Below are 25,593 nucleotides of genomic sequence, written 5' to 3'. Positions count from 1 at the left end.
TCAATTTTGCGAATTATTCACTTTTTAGGCTACAAATTTACTACATCGATTTCTTTTCCGATGTAAATAAGTGCTTTTTTTGTCACTTTATAACCCATTAATTCAATTGCTGTTTGATAATTTTCTAATTGCTGTTGGTATTTCACATTATGTGTTCCTGTTTTATAATCCAGTAATAACACTTCTTTGTTTTTTGTCAAAACCATTCGGTCCGGCTTTATGGTTCTACCCTCTTTTTGAATAATAGTTTGCTCATTCAAAACTTCATTTCCCTCAGCAAAACAAATTTCTAATTCACTGTGATTAACAATTTCCTGAATTGTATTAAAAACTATTTCTTTCTGAGCAAAAGTGATCAATCCATTTTCTATAGACTTTGTAATTGCCAAATCAACATCCTTTTTTGTTTTTACAAAAGATAGAATTTCGTGAATCACATTACCATATTCAATAGCTTCCTGCTGATGTGTTCCCCACATTAATGCTTCTCGTTGCGCAATTTTTATATTCTTTGGATTTAGAATTTCACTAACCAAAGGAATCGTTTTTGAAGTATCGACATGTTGTTTTGCAGAAGATAATTTCATCGAATTACCAAATTCATATTCCAATTGATTTTCATCAAACCCAACTTTGTTATCTAAATAATTAATGAAAAATGAACACATATTATTCTTTGGCAATTCGCCTTTATTGGATAAATTCATGTTCGAAATAACATACAATTGTTCTTCAGCACGCGTTAAAGCAACATATAAAACATTGATATTATCCAATAATTCTTCCTGCTTTTTTTGATTGTAAACCTCAGCCGCTTCTTCTCCAAATCCTTCAACCGCACTGCTGTTATCAATCAAAACCTTTGGCAAACCAAAATCCTGTTCTTCCGCATTCAGCCATAATTTATCTTTTGGTTTTCTGGTGTAATCTTCTTCGGCAAAAGGGAAAATTACAACCGGGAATTCTAATCCTTTCGATTTATGGATCGTCATAATCCGAACGGCATTAGTTCCTTCTGGAGATGGAATACTGAATTTCTCCGCGTTTTTATCCCAGAAATTCAAGAAATCTGAAATTCCTGCTTGGTTGCGAATATCGCGCTCCAGAACAATGTCTAGAAAATATTGAACGTAGGCATTCCCCTCCCCAACCCTCCCCGAAGGGGAGGGAGCCGAAACTGGAGCAATGGAATCTAGAAAAATTTCTTGAATCGCTAAACCCTTTTTGATTTCTTTTAAGACTTCTGAAATACTCTTTACTACTTGTTCATTTGTAAATCGGATCACTTTATAGCCTAATTTATTTAAAGTAATTGTTCTATAGTTATCCAACTGCATTTGTTCTTCTGTAAAATGGTATTCACCGTCTACTTCAACAACCAGTTTTTTTGACAAGCATACAAAGTCAACAATAAAATTATCTATCAAATGTTGTTGCCTGAATTTATGATCTTCTAGTGATTTAGATTTAAGCTCCATCCAAAGAACTTTCTCAGCAGGCGTTGGCTCTTTTCTCATTTCTTTTGCTTTTTCAATTGAAAGATGAGAATAATTTCCGCCTGTCATGTATCCTAATTTATTTGAATCAGTTACACCATTTTTATCCACACGATTAACCACTTCGTCACCCCCTCCTTCGGAGGGGGCTGGGGGGAGGAACTTTGTTATTATAGTTTCCACCGCTTCATATAATGATTTTTTTCGAATGTTTTGAAACGAAAGCGAAACATCGAAACTCATTAACCAATTTTCGAAATCAGCTTCTTGAAATAACGCCATTCCTTGAGCAATAAAATCGTGAATCGGTAATTTATCTTGACTGTTTTGTGCTAAATATTGAAGAAAATTTGCTTTGGATTCCAAATCAGAACTGTTTTTCAAGTATTTCAATAAATGAATAATTAATCGAACTTCGGTGGCATTTTGAATCATCAAGGTTTCGGATGACAAAAGTGGAATTCCTTGCTCGGTTAGATAATTCGCAATCGCAATTCCCTGACTTCGTTTTCTGGTCAGAATTACGATGTCTTTGTATTGAAAGCCCTGCTTTAACGTTTTTTGAATCGTGTTTAAAGTGGCTAAAACATACAAATCGGTTTTGTCCAAAGTTTCTTCGTCATCTTCCAAAATTTCTATTTTTGGAATGAAAGAAATATTTACATAACCACCCGTTTTATCATTCGTTTTTTGATGGCTGTGATTTTCATACAAATCTTTATAATCCAAATGCTCAAATTCATTGGATAACAATTTGAAAAAATCATTGTTGAATTCGATTATCTGCGAATAAGACCGATAATTTTTATCTAAATGTTCGAGTCTTTTATCGGGATTGTTGAACGGATTTTGGTCTTTACTTAATTCAATAAATTGTTCCGCTTTTCCGCCACGCCATCTGTAGATAGACTGTTTTGGATCGCCAACAATCATCAAAGTTCCTTTTACTCCAAAATCATCCTGACCTGAAAGCGCATTATCAATCAGCGGAATTAAATTCTGCCATTGCATTTCAGAAGTATCCTGAAATTCGTCAATAAAAAAATGACGGTAGCGCTCGCCCAATCGTTCGTATATAAAAGGAGCGGGTTGGTTTTGAATTTCCCGATGAATAATGGCGTTAAATTCGGAAATGGAAAGCACATTTTGTTCTTCCTGAATTTTGGCTAATTCATTACTAACCGTATTCAGCAATGACAAAGGCGTAATATTTTTCAGGAAGGCTTTATAGAAATTTATCTTTTCGAAAGCTGTGTAAACTTTAGTCAGAATTTGCAAAAATTCAGGTATAAGGTTTTCAATAATCGCTCGGTCTTTTGCTGTTTTATTGATTGCAATATCATCAAACTCATGAAACATTTTATTCTTAGGATTGAATTTCCCTTGTTGAATGCTATTAATATGATTTGGAAAAGTACCTCTGGAAAAAGATTTTACATCAATACCGTTTTTATCAATTAAGGTCAACGCTTCTTCGGCAAAAACAATCGTTTGCTTTTCTAAGTCTTTGCAGGCTTCGGAAAGTTTGGTTTTGATTTCGACAAACTCAGCGATGGATTTATCTTGAAAATGCGTGATTTCGTTTCTATTATTTTCATTTAAAACCAAACGACCCGTTTCGAGAATTTCACGAGAAATGTCCCAAGACTTGTCATCATCTGTTTTTTCCATCGTAAAATCGATGAGCAGTTTTGTTAATGTTTCATCTTCTCCGGCTTGGGCAATGATGGCGTCGACGGCTTCTATCAATAAATTTTCGGTGTCCAAAGTAACTTCAAAAGTCATTGGTAAATTCAAATCGTGCGCAAAGGCACGAATCACTTTATGCGTGAATTTATCAATGGTCGAAATATCAAAAGCCGCATAATTATGAATAATATGCTTGATGATTTGTTGTGATTTCGTTTTGATTTGAATGCTGGACAATTTCGTATCTATAACCAAATCCTGCATTAAATCCTGCGCTTTTGCACTTGGTTCGTCCTTGGCAAATTCGGATAAACTGCCTACGATTCGGCTTTTCATTTCGTGAACCGCTTTGTTGGTAAACGTAATGGCGAGAATGTTGCGATAGGCATCGTTTTTTGGCGCAACAAGGATAATTTTCAGGTATTCTTTGACAAGCGCATAGGTTTTTCCGGAACCGGCCGATGCGTCGTATATAGAGAATGAAGGTCTCCCCTCCCCAACCCTCCCCGAAGGAGAGGGAGCCGAAACTGGATTTATTTTATGTTCCAAATTGATGTTGTTTATACATTACGATTTCTGATTTAGAATTAACGTTCTAATTTACCAAATCCCTAGCCCTGATAGAAGTGGAAATCCTTTTATAAAGCTGGAAGCCTTCAAAAGGCTTCCAGCTTTATAAAAGATTGCAACGGATAGCAGGAAATAGCTCCTAAAAATACACGTATTAATAGGTTGTTTTTAAAAATTGTCTCGAAACTTCGGGATAAAACTTAAAAGTAGTATTTTTGCAGCATGGAAACAAATAGACAGAAAAAAATAGGTGGGGTAATCCAAAAAGATTTGGTTGACATTCTGCAAGGTGAAGTGAGAAAAAACGGAGTGGCAAACTTAGTCATTTCGGTATCCAAGGTTACGGTTACTACAGATTTATCAGTAGCTACAGTGCATTTAAGTGTTTTCCCTCAGGACAAAGCAAAAGAAATTTTAGAGGCGGTTAAGTCCAACGCTAAAAATATAAAACATGATTTATCGCAACGAGTTCGTTTGCAATTGAGAAAAGTTCCAAATTTGGTTTTCTTTATTGATGACTCTTTGGATTACATTGAAAAGATTGACAATGCGTTAGCGAATAGAGATAATCCTATAGAAAACAGAGATCTTTTGGACAAACGTAGATTTCAATAAAATTTGAATTTTCCCCTTTACATAGCCAAACGCTACATTCTTAGCAATAGTAAAAATAATGCTATCAATATCATCAATCGTATTGCCAGTTTGGGAATTATTGTTGGTGCCATGGCCTTGTTTGTGGTTTTATCTGTTTTTAGCGGGTTGAAAGTTTTTAGTCTTTCGTTTACAAATGATATTGATCCCGATTTAAAAATAAGCAGCACTTTAGGGAAATCCTTTTTGATTTCTCCAAATCAGGAAAGCCAAATTAAGAAAATTGACGGCTTGGTTTCGTATACTAAAATTATTGAGGAGCGCGTTTTATTCACTTTTGACGGTAAACAGGAAGTTACGTACTTAAAAGGTGTTGATTCTAATTTTAGTACAGTAAATGCAATAAAAACGAAAATCTTCAACGGACAATGGCTTAATCCGGATACGTATCAAGTGGTTGTGGGTTATGGAATTTCGCAAAAATTCTCGATGGGATTATTGGATTTTAATAATCATTTGGAGGTTTTAGTTCCAAAACCAGGAAAAGGCGCTATCGAAAATCCGGAACAAGCTTTCAATAAAACGGATCTTATTCCGGTTGGGATTTATGCCATCAGCGAAGATTTAGATTCAAAATATGTTTTTGCTGATTTAGGTTTAGCCCAAGAATTATTGGAATACAAAAACAATCAGGTTTCCGGGATTGAAATTAAAACGAAAGCTGACGCTGACGAAAGTGCAATCACAGAGCAACTTCAAACCATTTTCAATAACAAAATCACCGTAAAAAACAGGGCTCAACTCAACGAATCACTTTATAAAATGTTGAACACCGAGAATATTGCGGTGTATTTAATATTTACTTTAGTTATTGTTGTAGCACTTTTCAACTTGATTGGCGCTTTAATTATGATGATTTTAGACAAAAAAGGAAACCTAAAAACTCTTTTTAATTTGGGAACAGAAATCAAAGATTTGCGAAAAATATTCTTGCTTCAAGGCACTTTATTGAGTGTTTTTGGCGGAATTATTGGGCTAACTTTAGGAATTATAATTGTTCTATTGCAAGAACATTTTCAATTAGTTATGATTACTCCTACACTGGCGTATCCCGTAATTTTCTCTCTCGAAAATGTTCTGATTGTTATGGGCACTATTGTTACACTTGGCTTTATTGCTTCACTAATTGCGAGCAGTCGCGTAAGTAAGAAGTTGTTGGAATGAGATTTTTGATTTCAGATTAACGATTTTTGATTTCAGATTTAAAAAAAATCAAACACAAATTCCACTTATTAACACGAAATCATCTCTGTAAATAAGTGGAATTTGTATTTAAAATATTTAGTTAAACAACCTCATAACCAGCATAAGCTTCTTCAATCTCATTCAAAGCGGCGAACAATTCTTCAGGACGATCTAGCGTTACTAATTTTTGTTTGTGTGTTTTAAAAGAATGGATTCCTTTGAAATAATTCGTATAATGTGGTCTAGTTTCAACAATTCCTAATCGTTCCCCTTTCCATTCCATGGCCCAAGTCAGATGATTTCTCACTGCTTCTACTCTATCTATAACAGTTGGTTTTGCCAAATGTTCTCCTGTTTTGAAGTAATGTTTGATTTCATCAAAAATCCAAGGATAACCAATCGCGGCGCGACCAATCATGATTCCGTCGATGCCGTATTCATTTTTGTATTGCAATGCTTTTTCTGGAGAATCGATATCACCGTTACCGAAAATAGGCATCGTGATTCTAGGGTTGTTCTTTACTCGAGCAATGTGGGACCAATCCGAATGACCTTTATACATTTGGGCACGAGTTCTGGCGTGTATGCTCAAAGCGGCTACGCCAATGTCTTGCAATCGTTCTGCGACCTCATCAATATTAATAGAAGTGTCATCCCAACCCAAACGGGTTTTTACGGTTACCGGCAAATGTGTGCTATCGATAACAGCCTTTGTTAACCGAATCATTAAATCAACATCTTTCAACACTCCGGCACCAGCGCCTTTACAAACCACTTTTTTGACAGGACATCCAAAATTTATGTCAATAATGTCCGGGTTTACCGCAGAAACGATTTTTGATGACATGGCCATAGCTTCTTCGTCTCCGCCAAAAATTTGGATTCCAACGGGACGTTCATAATCAAAAATGTCTAATTTCATTCGGCTTTTGATGGCGTCACGAATTAAACCTTCTGAAGATATAAATTCAGAATACATCATATCTGCACCGTGCATTTTGCACAATCTACGAAACGGTGGATCACTCACATCTTCCATGGGTGCAAGAAGTAAGGGAAAGTCCGGTAAAACAATATTGTTGCCTATTTTAATCAAGGTAATTTTTTTTGCAAAAATACGGAAATGTTAGCAAGTCTAAAACATTTTCTTTTCGGTTAGGTATTTCCAGTAGCGTTTGGGAACATGTTGAACGTGCAGCTTGGTGTTTTTTCGTTCTTTTATATTGGTATGATCAAAATATTCCCACCATAGTTTTTGATAATTGATTTCGGTATCCGAGAAGACTTGATTGTTTTTATCTTCCAATGATTTAATATCTAAGTCCATCATCACAATTTCGGCATCATTCAAATCGTAATACACACCATATTTGCGTCGTAAGTCATAAATAATCCACTTTTGATCTTGATACCGGTTTTTAAAATGTCTAATAATCAAAGTTAACACATCGAAATCAGGATCAATTTTAGCAAAATAAATACCGTCTTTCAATTGTTCGAACCGAATAAAAGCTTCCATTCGATGCTTTTCGCGACCAACATTTTTAGTAAGTTGAGAAATTTGCAAGACACTATCATTCGAAAAATCCTTCATGATATTAATAGTAGGATTTTGAATAGCGTAATTAATTACATCAAAAATCACATCTTCGACACCTGGTTTTTCGGAGAGAAAAGCCCAAATAATGCAACGAACACCATCACTTCCAATTTGTGCATTGAGTTTTTTAATCACCCGATCCGATTTAGAAACATCAGTAGTGATTTCTATTTTTTCGGCGAATAAATTCTGCTGAAGATCATCTTTTTTTATGATTTTGGGTTCTGGATATTTGTATTCATAAATTTCGAAAACCGCAGTCAATAAGCCTTCAAAAGTATTATCGTAAGAAAGTTGTGTCATTGAGTAATGATAATTGATTATCAAACGGTTTCTCAAACTTGGATTTCATGTCACCCAAAATAATTTCCTTTAAATTCAGGGCGTTCAAGAATTTTAAATGGGTATTTTCATTGCTTACGGATATAAAATATTTAGCTCTGTTGACCGAAACACCAATTTTCTTTAGGTGTTCCATGTTTAGATTTTGAAAACGGCGGGCATATACAATTTTATGTGCCGATTTTACTCCGATTCCTGGAACACGCAAAATCATTTCTAGCGGAGCATTCTGGATAATTACCGGAAATTGAGTGATGTTTCGCAACGCCCAACCCATTTTTGGATCGACTTCTAAATCGAGAAACGGATTATTTTTTTCTAGAATTTCATTGGCTTTAAAGCCATAAAAACGCATCAGCCAATCGGCTTGGTAAAGTCTATTTTCGCGAACCAATGGAACTTGAGCACCAATTGCCGGCAAACGAGCATCATTAGAAACCGGTACATAACCCGAATAATAGACTCGTTTTAGATTAAAATTATTATAAAAATGATCTGCAACCTGTATGATTTGAAAATCATTTTCCTGTGTTGCACCTACAATTACTTGGGTACTTTGTCCCGCTGGAGCAAATTTGGGTGTGCTTTTAAATTTTTTCTTTTCTTCTTTATATTGAATCAATTCGTTTTTTACAAAACGCATCGGCTTAATCATGTCCTGATGATTTTTATCTGGAGCCAATAATTTTAGTCCGGATTCAGTCGGGATTTCTAAATTCATACTCAACCTATCTGCGTATAATCCCGCTTCGCGCATTAATTCATCACTAGCACCCGGAATACTTTTCAAATGAATGTATCCGTTAAAATTATGTTCTAACCGTAATTTTTTGGCTACACGAACTAAACGTTCCATGGTATAATCGGCATTCTTGAAAATTCCAGAACTTAAAAAAAGCCCTTCTATATAATTTCTTCGGTAAAAATTAATAGTCAAATCAACTACTTCTTCTACGGTAAAAGCGGCTCGTTGAATGTCGTTGCTTTTTCGAGTAACGCAATATGCACAATCATAAATACAAAAATTTGTCAAAAGAATTTTCAATAACGAAACGCAACGTCCATCTTCTGTGTACGTATGACAAATCCCCGAACTAGATGAATCGCCAAGTCCTTTATTAGTGTTTTTACGATTGCCGCCACTAGAAGAGCAGGACACATCATATTTTGCTGCGTCGGCTAGAATTTCTAATTTTTCTTTGATTTTATCGAAGTTCAAATGAAGTATATTTTAATTTTAAAGGAAGGCAAAGTTAGTTATAAAAACACTTGTTATAGTTTTATTTTGAGTTAATTAACATTATAAAAATAAGTTATGGAACTGTCCAAAAGCCATCTTTTAAGACATTGTTTTCATAATAAAAATTTGCTTTTCTATTGCCCGTAAAGTCAAGGTATAAAAATTCAAGTTCATAAACGACACAAGCAACTACAGCAAAATTTTCTTGAAACACGTCACTTTCACTATCTGTGGGCTTTATTGTTGAAAATCGTTCTTCATATCCTAATGTTGGTTTTTCTGATTTTGTGTTGGGTGGTTCAAGAGTCATATAACCCAGCCGGGCTTGAGGACTGGTAGCCTTCCATCGGTCCAGTTTTAAAACATCGTTTGTATGCAAGGTTGCATATGCTTTTACAACAATTTGAACCCGTTGACGCGCATCGTAAAACAACAGTGAAATCTGATTGTCTTTTTGTAAATCATAAAATTTACGAGATCGATTATCTGTGTTGAAATAAATTATTTTTTGAATTTCATCTACTTTTCTATTCACAACAATTCGCAAAGCAGCAGTTTTTTTTTCACTGATGGTGCCTACACACATGGTCCTAAAACCGTTTTTTTTCTTAACCGATCCATTTACTAATTTTTTCCAAGCCAATGATTCTACGTCAAGTAATGTGTATGAAGTATCATTAATAGTAATATGATCATGTTGCGAATTATTCATAAATACATGGTGTAAAAAGTTGAAATGTAATTGCAACATTCTGATGCAGACACACGCAAAAATACAATAAGAAAGAACCCAAAAGAGCACTGCTAAAAAATTAAATTTCAGTTGCCTTAACATTAGGTATTGTTGAATCTCACATAAAAAACTTTTAGACTATATTTGCATCATATTTGCTTTGGCAATTTGAACTTGATACTAGAATTACAGCATGAAACACATTAGAAATTTTTGCATTATTGCACATATTGATCACGGAAAAAGTACGCTTGCTGACCGTTTACTGGGAGCCACGCAAACCGTTACTGCCCGTGAAGAAAAAGCGCAATTGCTTGACAACATGGACTTGGAACGCGAACGTGGGATTACCATAAAAAGTCACGCGATTCAGATGGAATACACTTACAAAGGGCAAGAATACATCTTGAATTTGATTGACACTCCGGGACATGTCGATTTCTCGTATGAAGTTTCACGATCTATTGCAGCTTGTGAAGGCGCACTTTTGATTGTAGATGCAGCACAAAGTATCCAGGCACAAACGATTTCGAATTTATATTTAGCTTTAGAAAATGACTTGGAAATTATTCCGGTTTTGAATAAAGTAGATTTACCAAGTGCCAATCCAGAAGAAGTAAGCGATGACATTATTGATTTATTAGGTTGTAAATTGGAAGATATTATTCACGCTTCAGGTAAAACTGGTTTTGGTGTCGAAAATATTTTGGCAGCAATTATCGAAAAAATTCCGCCTCCGTCAGGAAATGTGGATGAGCCGTTACAAGCTTTAATTTTTGACTCGCATTACAATCCTTTTCGAGGAATTGAAGTTATTTTTCGTGTAAAAAACGGACAGATTAAAAAAGGTCAGAAGATTAAATTCATGGCTACCGGAAATGAATATTTTGCAGATGAAATTGGGACTTTAAAATTAAACCAAGTTCCTAAACAAGTAATTTCAGCAGGAGATGTTGGATATTTAATTTCTGGGATTAAAGAGGCTAAAGAAGTAAAAGTGGGTGATACGTTGACGGATGCGAAAACGCCAACAACAAATATAATTAAAGGTTTTGAAGATGTGAAACCAATGGTTTTTGCGGGGATTTATCCTGTAGATACTGAAGATTATGAAGAGTTGAGAAACTCTATGGAAAAATTGCAGTTGAATGATGCTTCGCTGGTGTTTTTACCGGAAAGTTCAGCAGCTTTGGGATTTGGTTTCCGTTGCGGATTCTTAGGAATGTTGCACATGGAAATTATCCAAGAGCGTTTGGAGAGAGAGTTTAACATGACAGTTATCACTACCGTTCCCAACGTTTCGTATTTGGCTTACACCAAAAAAGATCCTACAACACCACTTATAGTAAATAATCCTTCGGACTTGCCTGAGCCTTCTCGTTTAGACCATGTTGAAGAACCTTTTATTAAGGCAACCATCATAACTAAATCTGATTATGTTGGAAATGTAATGAGTTTGTGTATCGAAAAACGTGGATTGATAACCAATCAAACGTATTTGACTACAGAACGAGTTGAATTGACTTTTGATATGCCATTGGCAGAGATTGTATTTGACTTTTACGACCGTTTGAAAACCGTTTCTAAAGGATATGCTTCTTTTGATTACACGCCAATTGGAATGCGAACTTCTAATTTGGTTAAAGTAGATATCTTATTGAACGCTACGATAGTTGATGCTTTATCTTCTTTGATGCACGCCGACAATGCGTATTCGATTGGGAAAAAAATGTGTGAAAAACTAAAAGAGTTAATACCACGTCAGCAATTTGACATTCCTGTTCAAGCCGCAATCGGGGTAAAAGTGATATCACGTGAAACGATAAAAGCATTGCGTAAAGACGTTACCGCCAAATGTTATGGTGGTGATATTTCGCGTAAACGTAAATTATTGGAAAAACAGAAAAAAGGTAAAAAACGTATGAGATTGGTGGGAAATGTTGAAATTCCACAAGAAGCGTTTATGGCTGTTTTGAAGTTGAATGATTAGATTTTTTTTAGAAGACAGAATAGAGAGAATAGAATATAGAGAAAACCTGACAGTGTAAAAATTGTCAGGTTTTTTTGTTTTTTTTCAATATCGTAGAGACGCACTGCAGTGCGTCTCTACAGCGTGCGTATGTACAGCGTGCGTCTCTAAAATACAATGAGCAACCACAATACATTTATTTATTGTTCAACCATTCAAACAATCGTTTAGCATCTTCAAATTTAAACAATTGGGTTCCTTCATTCATGGTTGCTGCTGAACCGCAAGCGACTCCCCAACGGATTACTTCTTTCAGACTTTTATTTTGCGAAAGTGCCCAAACCATTCCGCCCACCATACTATCTCCGGCACCTACAGTACTTTTTTTGGCGACATTAGGAGCCGGAACAAATTCGTAAACATCCTTTGTGACTAATACTGCGCCTTGTGGACCAAGGGAAACAACTACGATTTCGGCGCCACCTTTAGCAATGATTTCTTTTGCGGCTTCGTTTACTTCCTCCAGTTCCAATCGCTCTTCCCCTATTAATTTTGCGAGTTCACCAACATTAGGTTTGATCATATAAACACCAACTTCCAGCGCTTTTTTTAATGCTTCACCTGAGGTATCTATAATTAATTTAGCATTTGATTTCTTTGCGATTTCTGCAATTTTTGAATAAAAATCAATAGATAAACCTTCATTCAAACTGCCACTGGCTACTAAAAATTTTGGTTTTAAAGCAGCTATAGTTTCTAATATTCTGTCGCTTTCTTTTTCGGAAATTTTTCCTCCGGTAAATCCAAAACGGTATTGAGAATTCGTATTGTCATCCACAGCAACAAAACTTTCTCTGGTCCAACTCTGAACAGCAACAGCTTCACAGGCAATCGATTCCTTTGCAACCAATTCTTCAAGCATTTTACCTGTTGGCCCGCCAGATGTAAAAACCGCCAATGAAGTTCCCCCTAAACGAGAAATTGCCTTAGAAACATTAATTCCGCCTCCACCGGCATCAAAGCGCGGTTCCTCACAACGTATTTTCTGTTCCGGAACTAAGCCTTTAAAATGGGTGCTTTTATCCAAAGCCGAGTTAACTGTTATAGTAACGATATCAAATGATTCCATTGTTGATGATTTTAATTACTGAAAGATGCGAAAAAATGGCGAAAATTGATGCAATTCGAGGCAAATATTTCTTTGTATATTTGCAACCTCAAAACAATTAAAATAATGATCGAAGATAAAAACCCACAACGCACAAGTATTGCCCAATTAGGAGAATTTGGATTGATAGACCATTTGACAAAAAACTTTGAAATCAACCAACCTTCAACTTTAAAAGGAATTGGCGATGATGCTGCCGTTTTGGATTTCAAAGATAAAAAAGTAGTTGTTTCTACTGATTTATTGATTGAAGGTGTACATTTTGATTTGGCTTACATGCCCTTAAAACATTTGGGTTACAAAGCGGTTGTGGTCAATGTTTCTGATATTTGCGCGATGAATGCAAAGCCAACACAAATTACGGTTTCTGTAGCGGTTTCCAATCGCTTTCCTTTGGAAGCATTAGATGAATTATTTGCAGGAATAACGCATGCCGCCCGTGAATATAATGTCGATGTTATAGGTGGCGACACCACTTCTTCCCAAAAAGGATTAATCATTAGCATTACAGCTCTTGGCGAAGCGGACGAAAATGAAATCGTATATCGAAATGGCGCGAAACAAACTGATTTATTAGTGGTTACCGGAGATATTGGAGCTGCTTACATGGGATTGCAAGTTTTAGAAAGAGAAAAGCAAGTTTTTCAAGTTAATCCAAATTCACAACCGGATTTAGACGCCTATACGTATTTAATAGAACGTCAATTGAAGCCGGAAGCTAGAAAAGATGTTCGCACTTTATTGCACGCTTTAGAAATAAAACCAACGTCGATGATTGATATTTCGGATGGATTGTCCTCTGAAATTATGCATTTGTGCAAGCAATCTAAAGTGGGTTGTAATTTATATGAGGACAAATTGCCTATCGACCCCCAGTTTATTAATGTTTGTGAAGAATTCAATATTGACAGTACAACCGTTGCGATTAATGGTGGCGAAGATTACGAATTACTTTTCACCATTGCCATGGAAGACTTTGAAAAAATTAAAGGAAATCCAAATTTCACTATTATTGGTCACATGACACAAGAAAGCGAAGGAATTCATTTAGTGACCCGAGCCAATACAAAAATTGCTTTGAAAGCTCGTGGTTGGGATGCTCTGACGCAATAAATTTATTTGAACAAAACAAAAAAACGACACTCAATAGTGTCGTTTTTTTGTTTAACAAATTTAAAAAAGTAATCCTCTGTTTTTGGCTTCTCGAATTAATTCAATATCACTACCTCCCTCAACTTTCAAAAGTTCTTTTAAATTTATTTTTCTTCTTTCAATTGCACCTAATGATATTGGAATGTATTGTGGAATATCATTAAGCTTGGTTCCTTTAGATATATGAAACAATATTTGTTTATCAATTTGATCAATTTCGATAGCATCTTCTTCAGATAAATTGAGCATTTTTAAAACTGATTCACTATAGTACGTTTCATCTTTTATAACTTTATCAATGGCAAAAAGTAATTCATCAAAAGTTAAATCATTTTTTATCACCAGACCGCTAGGGTTAATAGTGTTGATAATGGTTTTAATCTTCAACAATTCAGTATACATAGTAAGCAAAATAATTTTGCAGTTTGGCATGTATTCAGAAATCAATTTTGCTAAATCCTCTCCATTATAAATGCCTTTTTCTTCGTATGGCGGCATGCTAATATCTAAAAAAGCAATATCAAAAGCCTTAGTTTCGGGGTTTGTTATAGTTATATAAGCCGATTCACAATCTTTGGCCTGACTAATCACAAACTCAAATTCATCTGGATTATATCTGGTAATCGCATTTTTGTAACCTTCAATAATAAAAGGATGGTCATCAACGATTAGTATATTGTTTTTAGTTATTGTATTTACATTTGAGGCAATTGTCATTTCTAGGTAAGTATTTGTTTTATTTCAAGTGGAACTGAAATTGTAATCATTGTTCCGTCTCCTTTTTTTGATTTTATATCCACAGTTCCGTTGCATTCTGAGGTTCGCGATTGTATATTTTGCAAACCGATACCCTTTTTTGATTTATTTATATCAAATCCATTCCCATCATCACTTATGATTAACAATAAATCTTCATCATTTTTTTTGAGTTCTATTTTAATAGTTTTTGCGTTAGCGTACTTATTAATATTTTGCAGCGATTCTTGGATAATACGGTATAAATTTATTTTAACGGAATTGCTTAACAATTCCCATTTTATAGTTCGGTCAATACTGGCAACTAATTTGGGATGGAAAGTCTTTTTTTGCTCTTCCAATAAATTATCTACAATGGCAACGAAGTTATTAATTAATTCCGATTTTTCTCTATTCAAATCATGCGAAATTTCACGAATATCCTGCTCTATATTTTTTAATTCAGTTAAGTAATTAGTTCTTTTTTCAATAGTGGTTCCGTCGTGCATTTTATTCAAACTGTCTAAATTCATTCGAATTCCAAACATTCTGCCCAAAACTCCATCATGTAATTCTTGCGCCACTCTTTTTTTCTCTTTTACCCTATTCGTTTCTATAGTGTTCTGTTGCGAAATCATCAGATTATAAATTTCCTCATTAACCTTTTGTTGTTCTTGTTTGAATAACAGTTCTCTATTTTTTGCTTTTTGGGATTTGATTACAAATAATAGCAGACCTAACATCATAAAAGCACTAAACCCAAATAATAGATTTCGATTTTTCGTTTCCAAATTGATATTTTCATCTATTATTTGATCCGTTTCATATTCAATACGAGAAAATTTCTCTCCCATTTTTCGCTCTGCTTTTTGGAGACTGTCGTTGATATGGATATATTCTTTGTTATAAGTAGCCGCTTTTTTAGGCTCTAATATGGCCAACTGTTTTAAAGGTATTAAAGCATTTCTATCATTCTTAGAACTCCTTGCTGTTTTCAGTGCTTCATTTGAGAACTGAAGTCCTTTTAGAGTATCGCCATTAGATGCGTAATATTCAGCTAAATGAATTTTATTTGCAATAATACCCGTCATAAAATTTAGACTATCCCTTATTTTTAATGATTTGTAGAATAGTTCAGGAACATTTGCTGATTCATTATTTTTAAATCTAGAATAAGCTAAATTATCTAACAACATCGTATAAAGTGCTACTTTATCAGTAATAAGGTTTGGTTGCTCTAAACCTCTATTAAAATAATTAATAGCCTTTTTGTACATGCCCATATTTTGATAAACAATTCCCATATTATTAAAAGAGGTTGCTTTTGATTGGTTCCACGAAGGAATTACCTCATCATCAATACTTTTCAAAGCCTTGTTATGATATTCTAAAGCTTTGTCATATTCACCTAATTCATTATTAAGAATTCCTAAAAGGTTATTCGATTCATAGACTAAATCATTTGCATCCTTTCCTTTTATCACTCTAAGAGCGTTAAAAACTGTCACTTCACTTCCTAAAAAATCATTCTCTGCATATTGTAAATTAGCTTTATTCAAACGCGTTTTTGCTAAATTATAAGTGTCATTAAGTCTCAAAAATATCTTTTCTGCTTTAAAATAGCACATAAAAGCACTATCAGAAATTGATTGACTCCCATAATATTCTCCCAAATAACTATATGCTTTAGCCGTATTTGCAGTATCTTGAGCATTTAAAGATTTATATAAAAGTACACGTACTGTCTCTCCGTATGACCGCCAGTCATTCATATTATAGTATCGATTGGCAACTTTAAACAAGTTAAGTCTATTTAAGGAATCGTTAGATTGATTCATTAAAATCGTAAAAGCCTTTTGGTTAAAATATTGTTTTTTTTTAAAAAACAAATCATCTGTGTTTGCCAAATTCAGATAGATTGCAAGGCTATCTTCAGTTGAATTAGTATTTGTTTTTTCTTTATGCTTCATTTCACAACTAAAAAAAACGAATAACAACAACGATATGTAGAGGTATAATTTCAATTGTCTATTTTGATTTCATTCAAAAATACTAAAACTATTGACATAAAAAAAAAGCTATCAATAATTTGATAGCTTTAATTAAAAATTCAAAAGTCTTTTAGTCAACTTTTTTATTTCCTCCTGTTGACTGTGTTCCTACTAAGTCAACTTTTTTATTTCCTCCCGTAGACTGAGTTCCTACTAGATCAACTTTTTTATTTCCTCCTGTTGACTGTGTTCCAACTAATTCTACATTACCGTAATTATCTACTGTTATAATAGGATCAGTTTCTGGCGTTGTAAAAGAAGTTAATACCATTACTAAAGAGAATAATCCGATTGTTAAGATTGATTTTTTCATAATTTGGGTTTTTTTATATTGTTGTTTTGTTTTATCTAATTTGGAAGCACAACTGATATGTGATTCTTTTGTAAAACTACACAGACAACTTGAAAAATTCCTACAAAAAAAGGCGTTTATGGTAAACGATAGCCATTTGATAGTGAATGACCATCAAATTAAAGTGAATGACTCTTTTTATATTTCCAGATAATTCTCGTTGGAAAATTCGGAGATAATAAGGTCTATATTTACCTTATAAGACTTAGAAAAAGGAAGTTTTACACTGCTATTTTTAATGTAACAAACAGAATTCCCATTATGAATCCTGGAAATATAATTTCTGTTCACAATATAGCTATTGTGTATTCTGATAAATGGATAAGACAATACCCCTTCAAAATGTTTTAATGTTTTAAAAGCCGTAATCATATCCCCATTATTTAAATGTATGTCTGTAGAATTATTATCGGCACGAAGATAGCAGATGTCTTTTGCATCAATATAGCGGTAATCACCGTAAGACTTTATACATAAGGTCAATGGTTTCTGATGATAAACACTTTCAGGTTGCGGAAGAAAAGTTGGTTTTTCATCAAAAGTTATAGGTTCGTTCAAATCGACTTCAGTTTCGATTTTTGCCTTATTTAATTTTAAAATCAACTTTACTAAATCGATTTTTAATAGTGGTTTAATGAAATAATCGGCAACTTCATATTTTATAGCATCAAAAGCCAAATCTTTTTTTCTGGTTGTAACGATAATTTTAGGGATAACATTCAAATACCTGTGCAGCTCATTAATAAGTAATAATGACAAATTACTGGCTTTATCAGTTGGGTCGATTTCGAGAAAAACCAAATGTGGCTTGTGTTCTAATACGAGATTCAAACCATCACCGTAATTATTTGCCGATGCTACAAAATCAAGTTCTGAAAAACTGTCAGCAATAGCTTTTGTTTTCAAAACACTTTCTTGATTGTCGTCAATAATAATGTACGAATAATTCATCAATGGCTTTTCCTGGAATTGTTAGGCATTACATAAGGTGTACGTAGATAAATACACTTCAAATGATTCACTTATTATACTATTTTTAGGAAATTATTAAACAAAAGCATAAAAAATTCAATAAAAAACTCTTATTTAACATTTTAAAAATAAGCAATTAACCATTTTTTTAAGGATGTTGTTCATATGTTTCCAACAAATGTTGATACATTAAGACGAAATGCAAATATATCCGATAAAGAACATTATTTACTATTTTAAAAGATTTTAAAACTTACAAATTGCCCAGCAATTGTGGCTTCGAAAACATTTTTTATGGATGTTAAAACCTAAAAATTTTTAGGAACCCTTTAGTTTTTAAATAAAGGGAAAGATGGTGGATTTTTATTCACACTTAAAAAATAATCCATCATTAAATATAAAATTTAAAAAATACATGTACATTTATCCTACTTTTATAAAAAAACTACTACTATGAAAAAACTATTTATTCTAATGTGCCTATCCTCTTTCTTATCTGGTTTTAGCCAGGAAAAAGACACTGTTGATTTTAAAAGAAATGAATTAAAAGGAAATGCACTTTTTTTAGTTCTGGGTGCAGGGGAATTCACTTACGAGCGATTACTTAACGAAGAATCCGGAATTGGAGTGTCATTATTTTTCAATTATGATGATCAATTTGATACCAAATTTAGCCTGACTCCCTACTATCGCTTTTATTTCGGTAAAAAACCGGCGGCTGGTTTTTTTGTGGAAGGTTTTGGAATGTTAAATTCATATCAATACACGGACTACACCCAGTATGGCAATTTTGACCCCAGCTTCACTTCAAAGGAAATAAAAAATACTGATTTTGCTCTAGGTTTTGGTTTAGGTGCAAAATGGATAACCAAAAAAGGTTTTTTGTTTGAAATAAATGGAGGAATCGGTAGAAATTTATTTAATAGCAATGATAACGATTATGAAATCGTTGGCCGAGGCGGAATAACATTAGGATATAGGTTTTAAACAAAAAAAGCTTCTCAATCGAGAAGCTTTTTTTTTATATAGTCCTAAACTAATTACATTTTCATCAACCAGTTTTTCATTGAAACCTCATTCTCAATAATTGATTTTAAGTCAGTAATGTTTACACGGTCTTGTTTCATGGTATCTCTATGACGAATCGTTACGGTTTGATCTTCGATAGTTTGATGATCCACTGTTATACAAAACGGAGTTCCCAATGCATCTTGTCTTCTGTAACGTCTTCCAACCGCATCTTTTTCATCATAAGAAACATTGAAATCCCAACGTAAATCGTCAATGATTTTGTGTGCAATTTCCGGTAATCCGTCTTTTTTTACCAATGGTAAAATGGCTGCTTTTGTTGGAGCCAGAACCGAAGGCAATTTTAGAACTGTTCTTGTAGAACCATCTTCCAACGTTTCTTCTTTCAAAGAGGTCGCAAAAACCGCCAAAAACATCCTGTCTAATCCTACTGAAGTTTCTACCACATAAGGAACGTAATTCTGGTTCAATTCAGCATCAAAATACTGTAATTTTCGACCAGAGAATTGTTCGTGCGCTTTCAAATCGAAATCAGTTCTGGAGTGAATTCCTTCTAGCTCTTTGAATCCAAAAGGGAAATTAAATTCAATATCAGCCGCAGCATTCGCATAATGCGCTAATTTTTCGTGATCGTGGAAACGATAATTTTCTCTTCCTAAACCAAGAGATAAATGCCATTTCAAACGAGCTTCTTTCCAGAATTCATAATGCTTCATTTCTTCGCCTGGACGTACAAAAAATTGCATTTCCATTTGTTCAAACTCCCGCATGCGGAAAATAAATTGTCTTGCAACGATTTCATTTCTAAATGCTTTTCCGGTTTGGGCAATTCCAAAAGGAACTTTCATTCGTCCTGATTTTTGTACATTCAGGAAGTTAACAAAAATACCCTGAGCTGTTTCCGGACGCAAATATAAATCCATTGCTGAATCGGCTGAAGCTCCAAGTTTTGTTCCAAACATCAAGTTAAATTGACGCACTTCGGTCCAATTTCTTGAACCTGACTCCGGACAAGCAATTTCTAATTCTTCGATTAATGCTTTTACATCTTCCAGATCTTCGTTTCCAAGAGAACGCGCCATTCTTTCCAGAATTTCTCTTTCTTTGGCTTTGTACTCCATTACACGGGCATTTGTAGTAACAAATTCCTGTTCGTTGAAAGCATCACCAAAACGAGCACGTGCTTTTTCGATTTCTTTGATTGCTTTTTGATTTAGCTTTTCGGCATAATCTTCAATCAAAACATCGGCTCTATATCTTCTTTTCGAATCTTTGTTATCAATCAATGGATCGTTGAACGCATCTACGTGACCCGATGCTTTCCAAGTGGTTGGATGCATCAAAATTGAAGCGTCAAGGCCAACAATATTATCGTTCATTTGAACCATCGCTTTCCACCAATATTCGCGTATGTTCTTTTTTAATTCTACTCCGTTTTGTGCATAATCATAGACTGCACTTAAACCATCGTATATTTCGCTTGACGGAAAAATAAATCCGTATTCTTTTGCGTGCGAAACTACATTCTTAAATAAATCTTCTTGTTTTGCCATAATGATGCAAAAATATAAAAAGTGAACTTAAAAAAAAGAAAATTGTTAAAGATTGAAGCGTTGATTTGTCTATTTTTATAAATAAATCCCTGATTATATGTTTGAAAGCATTATAAATCTCTTTTTTCCAAAAGTCTGTTCTGGTTGCAGCTCCTTTTTATTGTCTAATGAAAACGTGATTTGTACGGTTTGCCGACACGATATTCCGCTGACGAATCATCACTTAAATCCAGAAAATGACGCTTTCAAAAAATTTTATGGGCGAATTCCCGTAATTTATACTTCGGCCTTATTTTATTTTCATAAAAAGGGAATCGTTCAAGAACTTATTCATAATTTAAAATACAAAGGACATGAAGAAATAGGAACAATACTTGGCGAATGGTACGCCGAAGATTTAAAAACTATCCAATTACTAAAATTCGCAGATGAAATTATTCCGGTTCCATTGCACCGAAGAAAACTCAAAGAAAGAGGATACAATCAAGTCACTGCTTTTGGAAAAGCACTTTCTTCGGGTTTAAATATCGATTATAATGATTCCATTTTGGTTCGAAATGTGTACTCGAAAACACAATCTAAGAAAAATTTATTAGGAAGGACGGAAGGAATCGAAAGCACTTTTGATGTGGTTTTTACTGAAAAAGACCACAACAAACATTTCCTTTTAATTGATGACGTCATCACAACAGGATCAACACTGGAAGCTTGTTCAAGAGCGTTACTAAAAATTCCCGGCGCAAAAATCAGTATTGTTTGTATGGCGATGGCGCAATCATAATTTGGTAATTTATATTCTAAAATGGGTATGTAAAACAGAATGGCAATTTAAAGCACTGTCGTTTTTTAGCCCTGATTACTTCACCTAACTTTTACACTCATGGGAGTTCAGTGAACTTCGTTTGAAGTGAAAATGCTTTTTATGAGCCTTTTCGGCGAATAAAAAGATTGTAGCGGAAAGCAGAACACGAGCGGAGCGAACTGACGAAGTAAATATCTCCTGAAAATAAGTCTGTTACAACCTCAAAGAACACACTTTCAATTAATTTAATGAAATTATAACGAAATAGAATTTCCGTTTCCAAAGTTTAATGTTTAAATTTGAATAAATATTTATAAATCATTAAACAATCATATTATGGCTTTTGAATTACCACAATTACCTTATGCGTATGACGCATTAGAACCTTATATTGATGCGCGCACGATGGAAATTCATCACACGAAACATCACAACGCTTACATTACCAACGTGAATGCTGCTATTGCAGGTACGGATATGGAAGGTAAGACTATCGAAAATATTTTGATTAATCTTGATATGAAAAACATGCCAGTTCGTAACAATGGCGGTGGTTTTTACAATCACAACTTGTTTTGGACGGTTATGACACCGGACGGTGGCGGACTTCCAACTGGAGATTTATTGGATGCAATTGAAGCTGCCTTTGGAACTTTTGAAGAATTTAAAGCATCGTTCAGCAAAGCTGGAGCAACACAATTTGGTTCTGGATGGGCTTGGCTTTGCGTTCATAAAGGTGGAAAATTAGATGTTTGCGGTACTCCAAACCAAGACAATCCATTAATGCCGGGTGTAGGTTGCGGCGGAACTCCAATTTTAGCAATGGATGTTTGGGAACATGCTTACTATTTGCATTATCAAAACAGAAGACCAGATTATATCGAAGCTTTTTTCAATGTAATTAACTGGACGGAAGTAGCAAGAAGATATGCTTTAGAGAAATAAAAACAAATTCAAGAGGAAAGAATAAAGACTTCAAAAATTACTGTTGTCTTTTTTCTTGTTTCTTTAATCTTAAAATAAAAGGCGCCGATTTCAAAATTTGAAATCGGCGCCTTTTATTTTATCATTTTCTTGACTTTATTCCAATAAAAAAGGTGGAATCTCTTCCACCTTTTTTGCCCCAAATCTACCATAAACTTAACCTACTAATGTTATGGTGAGTCAAAATTATAGTAGTTCTTGGTTGCCACCAAATAAATTAGATGAACAACTTAGAAAACCGATTAAAACCCCATCAGGCCAAATATTAATATGCTCTGGCGTCTTTTCCTTCATAAAAGTTCATGAATGCTCGGTTTACTACTCGGTTTCCTCCTGGTGTAGGATAGTCTCCAGTGAAATACCAATCTCCTAAATTTTTAGGACAGGCAATATGTAAATCTTCTACGGTTTGAAAAATAATTTTCACTTCGGCTTTTATCTCTGGTGAACTCAACATTTCAGCAATTTTATCCGAAACCTCTTGTGCTTCAAAAGGTGCATAAATTGCTGTCACATAATTGACCACTTCACTGTCCTTGAAATTTTCCTGCGCTTTACATTTCGCATACACTTCATCCACGATATGATACAAGTTTCTTTCTTTTAGCAATTCTAAAGCTGCTTTGAAAGCCACTAAACCTTCCAGTTTTGCCATATCAATTCCGTAACAATCCGGGTAGCGAATTTGTGGTGCCGATGAAACGACAACAATTCGCTTTGGATTCAAACGATCCATCATTTTGATAATACTCATTTTCAAGGTCGTTCCTCGAACAATACTATCATCTATTATTACCAGATTATCCGTTGGTTTTATAACACCATACGTAACATCATATACGTGCGCAACTAAATCATCACGACTGCTATCCTCTGTGATAAAAGTTCTAAGTTTAGCATCTTTAATCGCTACCTTTTCGGTACGAATTTTTACTGCCAATAATTCTTGCAACGATTCCTTAGTTAAGGTATTTCTGTTTTGCAGAATATAGTTGTTCTTTCTTTGATTCAAGAAATCCTGTGCTGCTTCTACCAATCCGTAGAAAGAAGTTTCAGCCGTATTTGGAATATAAGAAAAAACAGTATTGTCTGTATCTTGATCAATTGATTTCAAAACCGCCGGAAGAATAAGTCTTCCCAGTGTTTTTCTTTCCTGATATATTTCGGCATCACTCCCTCTGGAGAAATAAATTCGTTCAAAAGAACACGCTTTTTTAACCGTTGGCGGAAGAATTTCCTGCATAGAAACCGTTCCGTTTTTCTTGATGATTAATGCGTTTCCTGGTTCAATTTCCTGAACTTTTTCGAAAGGAACATTGAAAACAGTTTGAATTACCGGTCTTTCTGAAGCCACAACAACGATCTCATCATCTTGATAAAAATAAGCGGGACGAATTCCTGCCGGATCTCTAAAAACGAATGAATCCCCATGACCTAAAAGTCCTGCCATTGCATAACCGCCATCTAAATTTTTAGAAGCTCGGGTCAAAATCTTGGCAACATCCAGTTTCTCCGCGATTACTGGCGAAGCTTCTCTTTTCGTTAAGCCATTATTTTTACATTCTTGGTACAAATCAGTTACTTCATCATCCAGAAAGTGACCTATTTTTTCCATGACCGTAACAGTATCCGCCATTTCTTTTGGATGCTGACCCAGTTCCACTAAACTTTGAAAAAGTTCTTTAACATTCGTCATGTTAAAATTTCCGGCCAAAATCAAGTTTCTGTGCATCCAGTTATTCTGACGTAAAAATGGGTGAACGCTCTCAATACTATTTTTCCCAAAAGTTCCATAACGAACGTGTCCCAAAAACAATTCTCCTAAATAAGGAATTTTGTGTTTTTGAAGCGCCACATCATCTGCATATTCCGGATGAGCGGCCATTTCCTCATTTATTCTGTCATTAATTTGAGCAAAAACATCTTGAATTGGTTGTGCATGATTGGAACGAACTCGACTGATGTAACGCTCTCCTGGTTCCACATCTAATTTAATACTTGCAAAACCAGCACCATCCTGCCCGCGATTATGCTGCTTTTCCATCAAAAGATACATTTTTTGGATTCCGTAGAACGCCGTACCGTATTTCTCTTTGTAAAATTCAAGCGGTTTTAGTAATCTAATTAAGGCTATACCACACTCGTGTTTTAAAGCATCGCTCATTGTAAGGTTGTTTGTGTTGTTGTTGTTGTTGTGTTATTCTAAAAATAAATTACACTGATTAAAAAAGATAAATCAGATGAATTTCCCTGCTAATTTTATTTAACAAAAAAACCCCGTTTCCGAGGTTTCAATATATTATAATTCTATTTCAAATTGTGTCAGTGATTTGAATTGTTGCAATCTTGACACTACTTCGGTTTTATCTAAATCAACCATTCTTTCGGTTCCAAATTTCTCCACACAAAAGGAAGCCAAATTTGATCCCTGAATAATTGCATTTTTCATGTTTTCGAATGAAATATTTTCGCTCTGCGTTAAATATCCTGCAAATCCTCCTGCAAAAGTATCTCCTGCTCCAGTTGGATCAAAAACTTCTTCAAGTGGTAAAGCCGGTGCGAAGAAAACTTCTTTATTATGAAAGATCAGTGCTCCGTGTTCCCCTTTTTTAATTACAACATATTTAGGTCCCATGGTGTGAATTTTTGCAGCCGCTTTCACTAAAGAATATTCTCCGGAAAGTTGTCTTGCTTCCTCATCATTGATGGTGATTACATCGACACGTTTTATTACGTCCAATAATTCCGGTAAAGCACAATCCATCCAAAAATTCATAGTATCCAATACTGTCAATTTAGGTTGCGTTTCCATCTGGTCCAAAACACTGCTTTGTACTAAAGGATGCAAGTTTCCTAACATTACTATGTCGGAATTTTTATAGTCTTGGGGTACTTTTGGTTGAAAATCAGCCAAAACGTTTAACTGAGTATCCAGCGTGTCTCTTGAATTCAAGTCATTGTGATAACGACCACTCCAAAAGAAAGTTTTCCCTCCTTTAACTACTTCAAGACCAGAAATATCAATGTTTCTTGAAGTCAATAAATTTAAATATTCTTGTGGAAAATCGTCACCAACTACAGAAACTATAGCTGATTGTACATTAAAAAAAGAAGCGGATAGACCGATATAAGTTGCTGCACCACCTAAAATTTTGTCCGTTTTTCCAAATGGAGTTTCAATTGCGTCGAAAGCTACTGTTCCAACAATCAATAATTTATTCATTATATACGTTTCGAATTAAGGCGCAAAGATAGTTTATAAGTTGTAAAGTTGCAATGAGTGTAAAGCGTAAAGTTTTGCCAATTTACACTGTTAA

20 protein-coding genes are annotated in these 25,593 nt (G+C 34.4%); 7 read left to right on the top strand and 13 right to left on the bottom strand.

Features of this window, described 5'->3' with window-relative positions; translation table 11 throughout:
- Positions 1–29: 29 nt before the first annotated feature.
- The gene (locus tag E0F89_RS01720; protein WP_243699471.1) at positions 30–3,722 is read right to left on the bottom strand and encodes a UvrD-helicase domain-containing protein; all 3,693 of its coding nucleotides are present in this window, start codon (positions 3,720–3,722) and stop codon (positions 30–32) included.
- Positions 3,723–3,977: 255 nt separating this feature from the next.
- Here E0F89_RS01720 and rbfA point away from each other — a divergent pair, with 255 nt between their 5' ends.
- Positions 3,978–4,370 (top strand): 30S ribosome-binding factor RbfA, encoded by a 393-nt coding sequence (rbfA, locus tag E0F89_RS01715; RefSeq protein ID WP_035669309.1) that lies wholly within the window; start codon positions 3,978–3,980, stop codon positions 4,368–4,370.
- Positions 4,371–4,373: 3 nt separating this feature from the next.
- Positions 4,374–5,573, top strand: a complete 1,200-nt coding sequence (locus E0F89_RS01710; RefSeq protein WP_131908137.1) for an ABC transporter permease — start codon at positions 4,374–4,376, stop codon at positions 5,571–5,573.
- 121 nt (positions 5,574–5,694) lie between these two features.
- On the opposite strand, the gene dusB is transcribed toward E0F89_RS01710, so the two are convergent.
- The 4 genes from dusB to E0F89_RS01690 form a co-directional block, all read right to left on the bottom strand.
- Positions 5,695–6,690: a tRNA dihydrouridine synthase DusB gene (dusB, locus tag E0F89_RS01705; protein ID WP_131908136.1), complete on the bottom strand. Its 996-nt coding sequence runs from the start codon at positions 6,688–6,690 to the stop codon at positions 5,695–5,697.
- A gap of 39 nt (positions 6,691–6,729) precedes the next feature.
- Positions 6,730–7,497 (bottom strand): TIGR03915 family putative DNA repair protein, encoded by a 768-nt coding sequence (locus E0F89_RS01700; protein WP_131908135.1) that lies wholly within the window; start codon positions 7,495–7,497, stop codon positions 6,730–6,732.
- Positions 7,475–8,755, bottom strand: coding sequence for a putative DNA modification/repair radical SAM protein (locus tag E0F89_RS01695; protein WP_131908134.1), 1,281 nt, complete (start codon positions 8,753–8,755; stop codon positions 7,475–7,477). Before E0F89_RS01695 ends, E0F89_RS01700 begins: the two co-directional genes overlap by 23 nt.
- Positions 8,756–8,849: 94 nt before the next feature.
- The gene (locus tag E0F89_RS01690) at positions 8,850–9,488 is read right to left on the bottom strand and encodes a pyridoxamine 5'-phosphate oxidase family protein (protein WP_165929961.1); all 639 of its coding nucleotides are present in this window, start codon (positions 9,486–9,488) and stop codon (positions 8,850–8,852) included.
- Between the two features lie 214 nt (positions 9,489–9,702).
- Here E0F89_RS01690 and lepA point away from each other — a divergent pair, with 214 nt between their 5' ends.
- On the top strand, positions 9,703–11,499 hold the full coding sequence (gene lepA, locus E0F89_RS01685) for a translation elongation factor 4 (RefSeq protein ID WP_073209088.1): 1,797 nt from the start codon (positions 9,703–9,705) through the stop codon (positions 11,497–11,499).
- A 175-nt stretch (positions 11,500–11,674) separates the two neighbouring features.
- Here the strand turns inward: lepA and E0F89_RS01680 are convergent, their stop codons facing one another.
- Entirely contained in the window at positions 11,675–12,607 is a 933-nt protein-coding gene (locus tag E0F89_RS01680) for a 1-phosphofructokinase family hexose kinase (RefSeq protein ID WP_131908132.1), read from the bottom strand.
- Between the two features lie 105 nt (positions 12,608–12,712).
- On the opposite strand from E0F89_RS01680, the gene thiL reads away from it, so the two are divergent.
- Positions 12,713–13,759: a thiamine-phosphate kinase gene (gene thiL, locus E0F89_RS01675; RefSeq protein WP_131908131.1), complete on the top strand. Its 1,047-nt coding sequence runs from the start codon at positions 12,713–12,715 to the stop codon at positions 13,757–13,759.
- A gap of 60 nt (positions 13,760–13,819) precedes the next feature.
- Here thiL and E0F89_RS01670 read toward each other — a convergent pair whose 3' ends face one another.
- From E0F89_RS01670 to E0F89_RS01655, 4 genes are all read right to left on the bottom strand, one after another.
- Entirely contained in the window at positions 13,820–14,515 is a 696-nt protein-coding gene (locus E0F89_RS01670; RefSeq protein WP_131908130.1) for a response regulator, read from the bottom strand.
- A 2-nt stretch (positions 14,516–14,517) separates the two neighbouring features.
- Complete coding sequence (locus E0F89_RS01665; RefSeq protein ID WP_131908129.1) at positions 14,518–16,503, bottom strand: ATP-binding protein; 1,986 nt, start codon at positions 16,501–16,503, stop codon at positions 14,518–14,520.
- A gap of 151 nt (positions 16,504–16,654) precedes the next feature.
- Positions 16,655–16,897: a 3-oxoacyl-ACP reductase gene (locus E0F89_RS01660; protein WP_131908128.1), complete on the bottom strand. Its 243-nt coding sequence runs from the start codon at positions 16,895–16,897 to the stop codon at positions 16,655–16,657.
- Positions 16,898–17,074: 177 nt separating this feature from the next.
- Positions 17,075–17,887, bottom strand: coding sequence for a LytR/AlgR family response regulator transcription factor (locus tag E0F89_RS01655; RefSeq protein WP_131908127.1), 813 nt, complete (start codon positions 17,885–17,887; stop codon positions 17,075–17,077).
- 474 nt (positions 17,888–18,361) lie between these two features.
- On the opposite strand from E0F89_RS01655, the gene E0F89_RS01650 reads away from it, so the two are divergent.
- Entirely contained in the window at positions 18,362–18,895 is a 534-nt protein-coding gene (locus tag E0F89_RS01650; protein WP_131908126.1) for a DUF3575 domain-containing protein, read from the top strand.
- Positions 18,896–18,948: 53 nt separating this feature from the next.
- Here E0F89_RS01650 and E0F89_RS01645 read toward each other — a convergent pair whose 3' ends face one another.
- Complete coding sequence (locus E0F89_RS01645; protein WP_131908125.1) at positions 18,949–20,490, bottom strand: glycine--tRNA ligase; 1,542 nt, start codon at positions 20,488–20,490, stop codon at positions 18,949–18,951.
- Positions 20,491–20,587: 97 nt separating this feature from the next.
- Here E0F89_RS01645 and E0F89_RS01640 point away from each other — a divergent pair, with 97 nt between their 5' ends.
- Together E0F89_RS01640 and E0F89_RS01635 are read left to right on the top strand one after the other, a co-directional pair.
- A complete protein-coding gene (locus E0F89_RS01640; RefSeq protein ID WP_131908124.1) occupies positions 20,588–21,271 on the top strand; it encodes a ComF family protein in 684 nt (227 codons plus the stop codon).
- A 357-nt stretch (positions 21,272–21,628) separates the two neighbouring features.
- Positions 21,629–22,237 carry a superoxide dismutase gene (locus tag E0F89_RS01635; protein ID WP_131908123.1) on the top strand — a complete coding sequence of 203 codons (609 nt, stop codon included), beginning with the start codon at positions 21,629–21,631 and terminating at the stop codon, positions 22,235–22,237.
- 304 nt (positions 22,238–22,541) lie between these two features.
- On the opposite strand, the gene E0F89_RS01630 is transcribed toward E0F89_RS01635, so the two are convergent.
- Together E0F89_RS01630 and E0F89_RS01625 are read right to left on the bottom strand one after the other, a co-directional pair.
- A complete protein-coding gene (locus E0F89_RS01630; RefSeq protein WP_131908122.1) occupies positions 22,542–24,440 on the bottom strand; it encodes an amidophosphoribosyltransferase in 1,899 nt (632 codons plus the stop codon).
- 135 nt (positions 24,441–24,575) lie between these two features.
- Entirely contained in the window at positions 24,576–25,499 is a 924-nt protein-coding gene (locus E0F89_RS01625) for a PfkB family carbohydrate kinase (protein ID WP_131908121.1), read from the bottom strand.
- Positions 25,500–25,593 lie beyond the last annotated feature (94 nt).

This window comes from Flavobacterium caseinilyticum, assembly GCF_004349085.1.
Taxonomy (GTDB): Bacteria; Bacteroidota; Bacteroidia; order Flavobacteriales; family Flavobacteriaceae; genus Flavobacterium; species Flavobacterium caseinilyticum.
Note: the sequence above shows the minus strand (reverse complement) of the source record. Positions and strands in the feature narration are given on the sequence as shown.

Coding starts and splice junctions, on each gene's coding strand:
- rbfA (WP_035669309.1), top strand. CDS start 3,978: ATGGAAACAAATAGACAGAAAAAAATAGGTGGGGTAATCCAAAAAGAT.
- E0F89_RS01700 (WP_131908135.1), bottom strand. CDS start 7,497: ATGACACAACTTTCTTACGATAATACTTTTGAAGGCTTATTGACTGCG.
- E0F89_RS01690 (WP_165929961.1), bottom strand. CDS start 9,488: ATGAATAATTCGCAACATGATCATATTACTATTAATGATACTTCATAC.
- lepA (WP_073209088.1), top strand. CDS start 9,703: ATGAAACACATTAGAAATTTTTGCATTATTGCACATATTGATCACGGA.
- E0F89_RS01680 (WP_131908132.1), bottom strand. CDS start 12,607: ATGGAATCATTTGATATCGTTACTATAACAGTTAACTCGGCTTTGGAT.
- thiL (WP_131908131.1), top strand. CDS start 12,713: ATGATCGAAGATAAAAACCCACAACGCACAAGTATTGCCCAATTAGGA.
- E0F89_RS01670 (WP_131908130.1), bottom strand. CDS start 14,515: ATGACAATTGCCTCAAATGTAAATACAATAACTAAAAACAATATACTA.
- E0F89_RS01665 (WP_131908129.1), bottom strand. CDS start 16,503: ATGAAGCATAAAGAAAAAACAAATACTAATTCAACTGAAGATAGCCTT.
- E0F89_RS01660 (WP_131908128.1), bottom strand. CDS start 16,897: ATGAAAAAATCAATCTTAACAATCGGATTATTCTCTTTAGTAATGGTA.
- E0F89_RS01655 (WP_131908127.1), bottom strand. CDS start 17,887: ATGAATTATTCGTACATTATTATTGACGACAATCAAGAAAGTGTTTTG.
- E0F89_RS01650 (WP_131908126.1), top strand. CDS start 18,362: ATGAAAAAACTATTTATTCTAATGTGCCTATCCTCTTTCTTATCTGGT.
- E0F89_RS01645 (WP_131908125.1), bottom strand. CDS start 20,490: ATGGCAAAACAAGAAGATTTATTTAAGAATGTAGTTTCGCACGCAAAA.
- E0F89_RS01640 (WP_131908124.1), top strand. CDS start 20,588: ATGTTTGAAAGCATTATAAATCTCTTTTTTCCAAAAGTCTGTTCTGGT.
- E0F89_RS01635 (WP_131908123.1), top strand. CDS start 21,629: ATGGCTTTTGAATTACCACAATTACCTTATGCGTATGACGCATTAGAA.
- E0F89_RS01630 (WP_131908122.1), bottom strand. CDS start 24,440: ATGAGCGATGCTTTAAAACACGAGTGTGGTATAGCCTTAATTAGATTA.
- E0F89_RS01625 (WP_131908121.1), bottom strand. CDS start 25,499: ATGAATAAATTATTGATTGTTGGAACAGTAGCTTTCGACGCAATTGAA.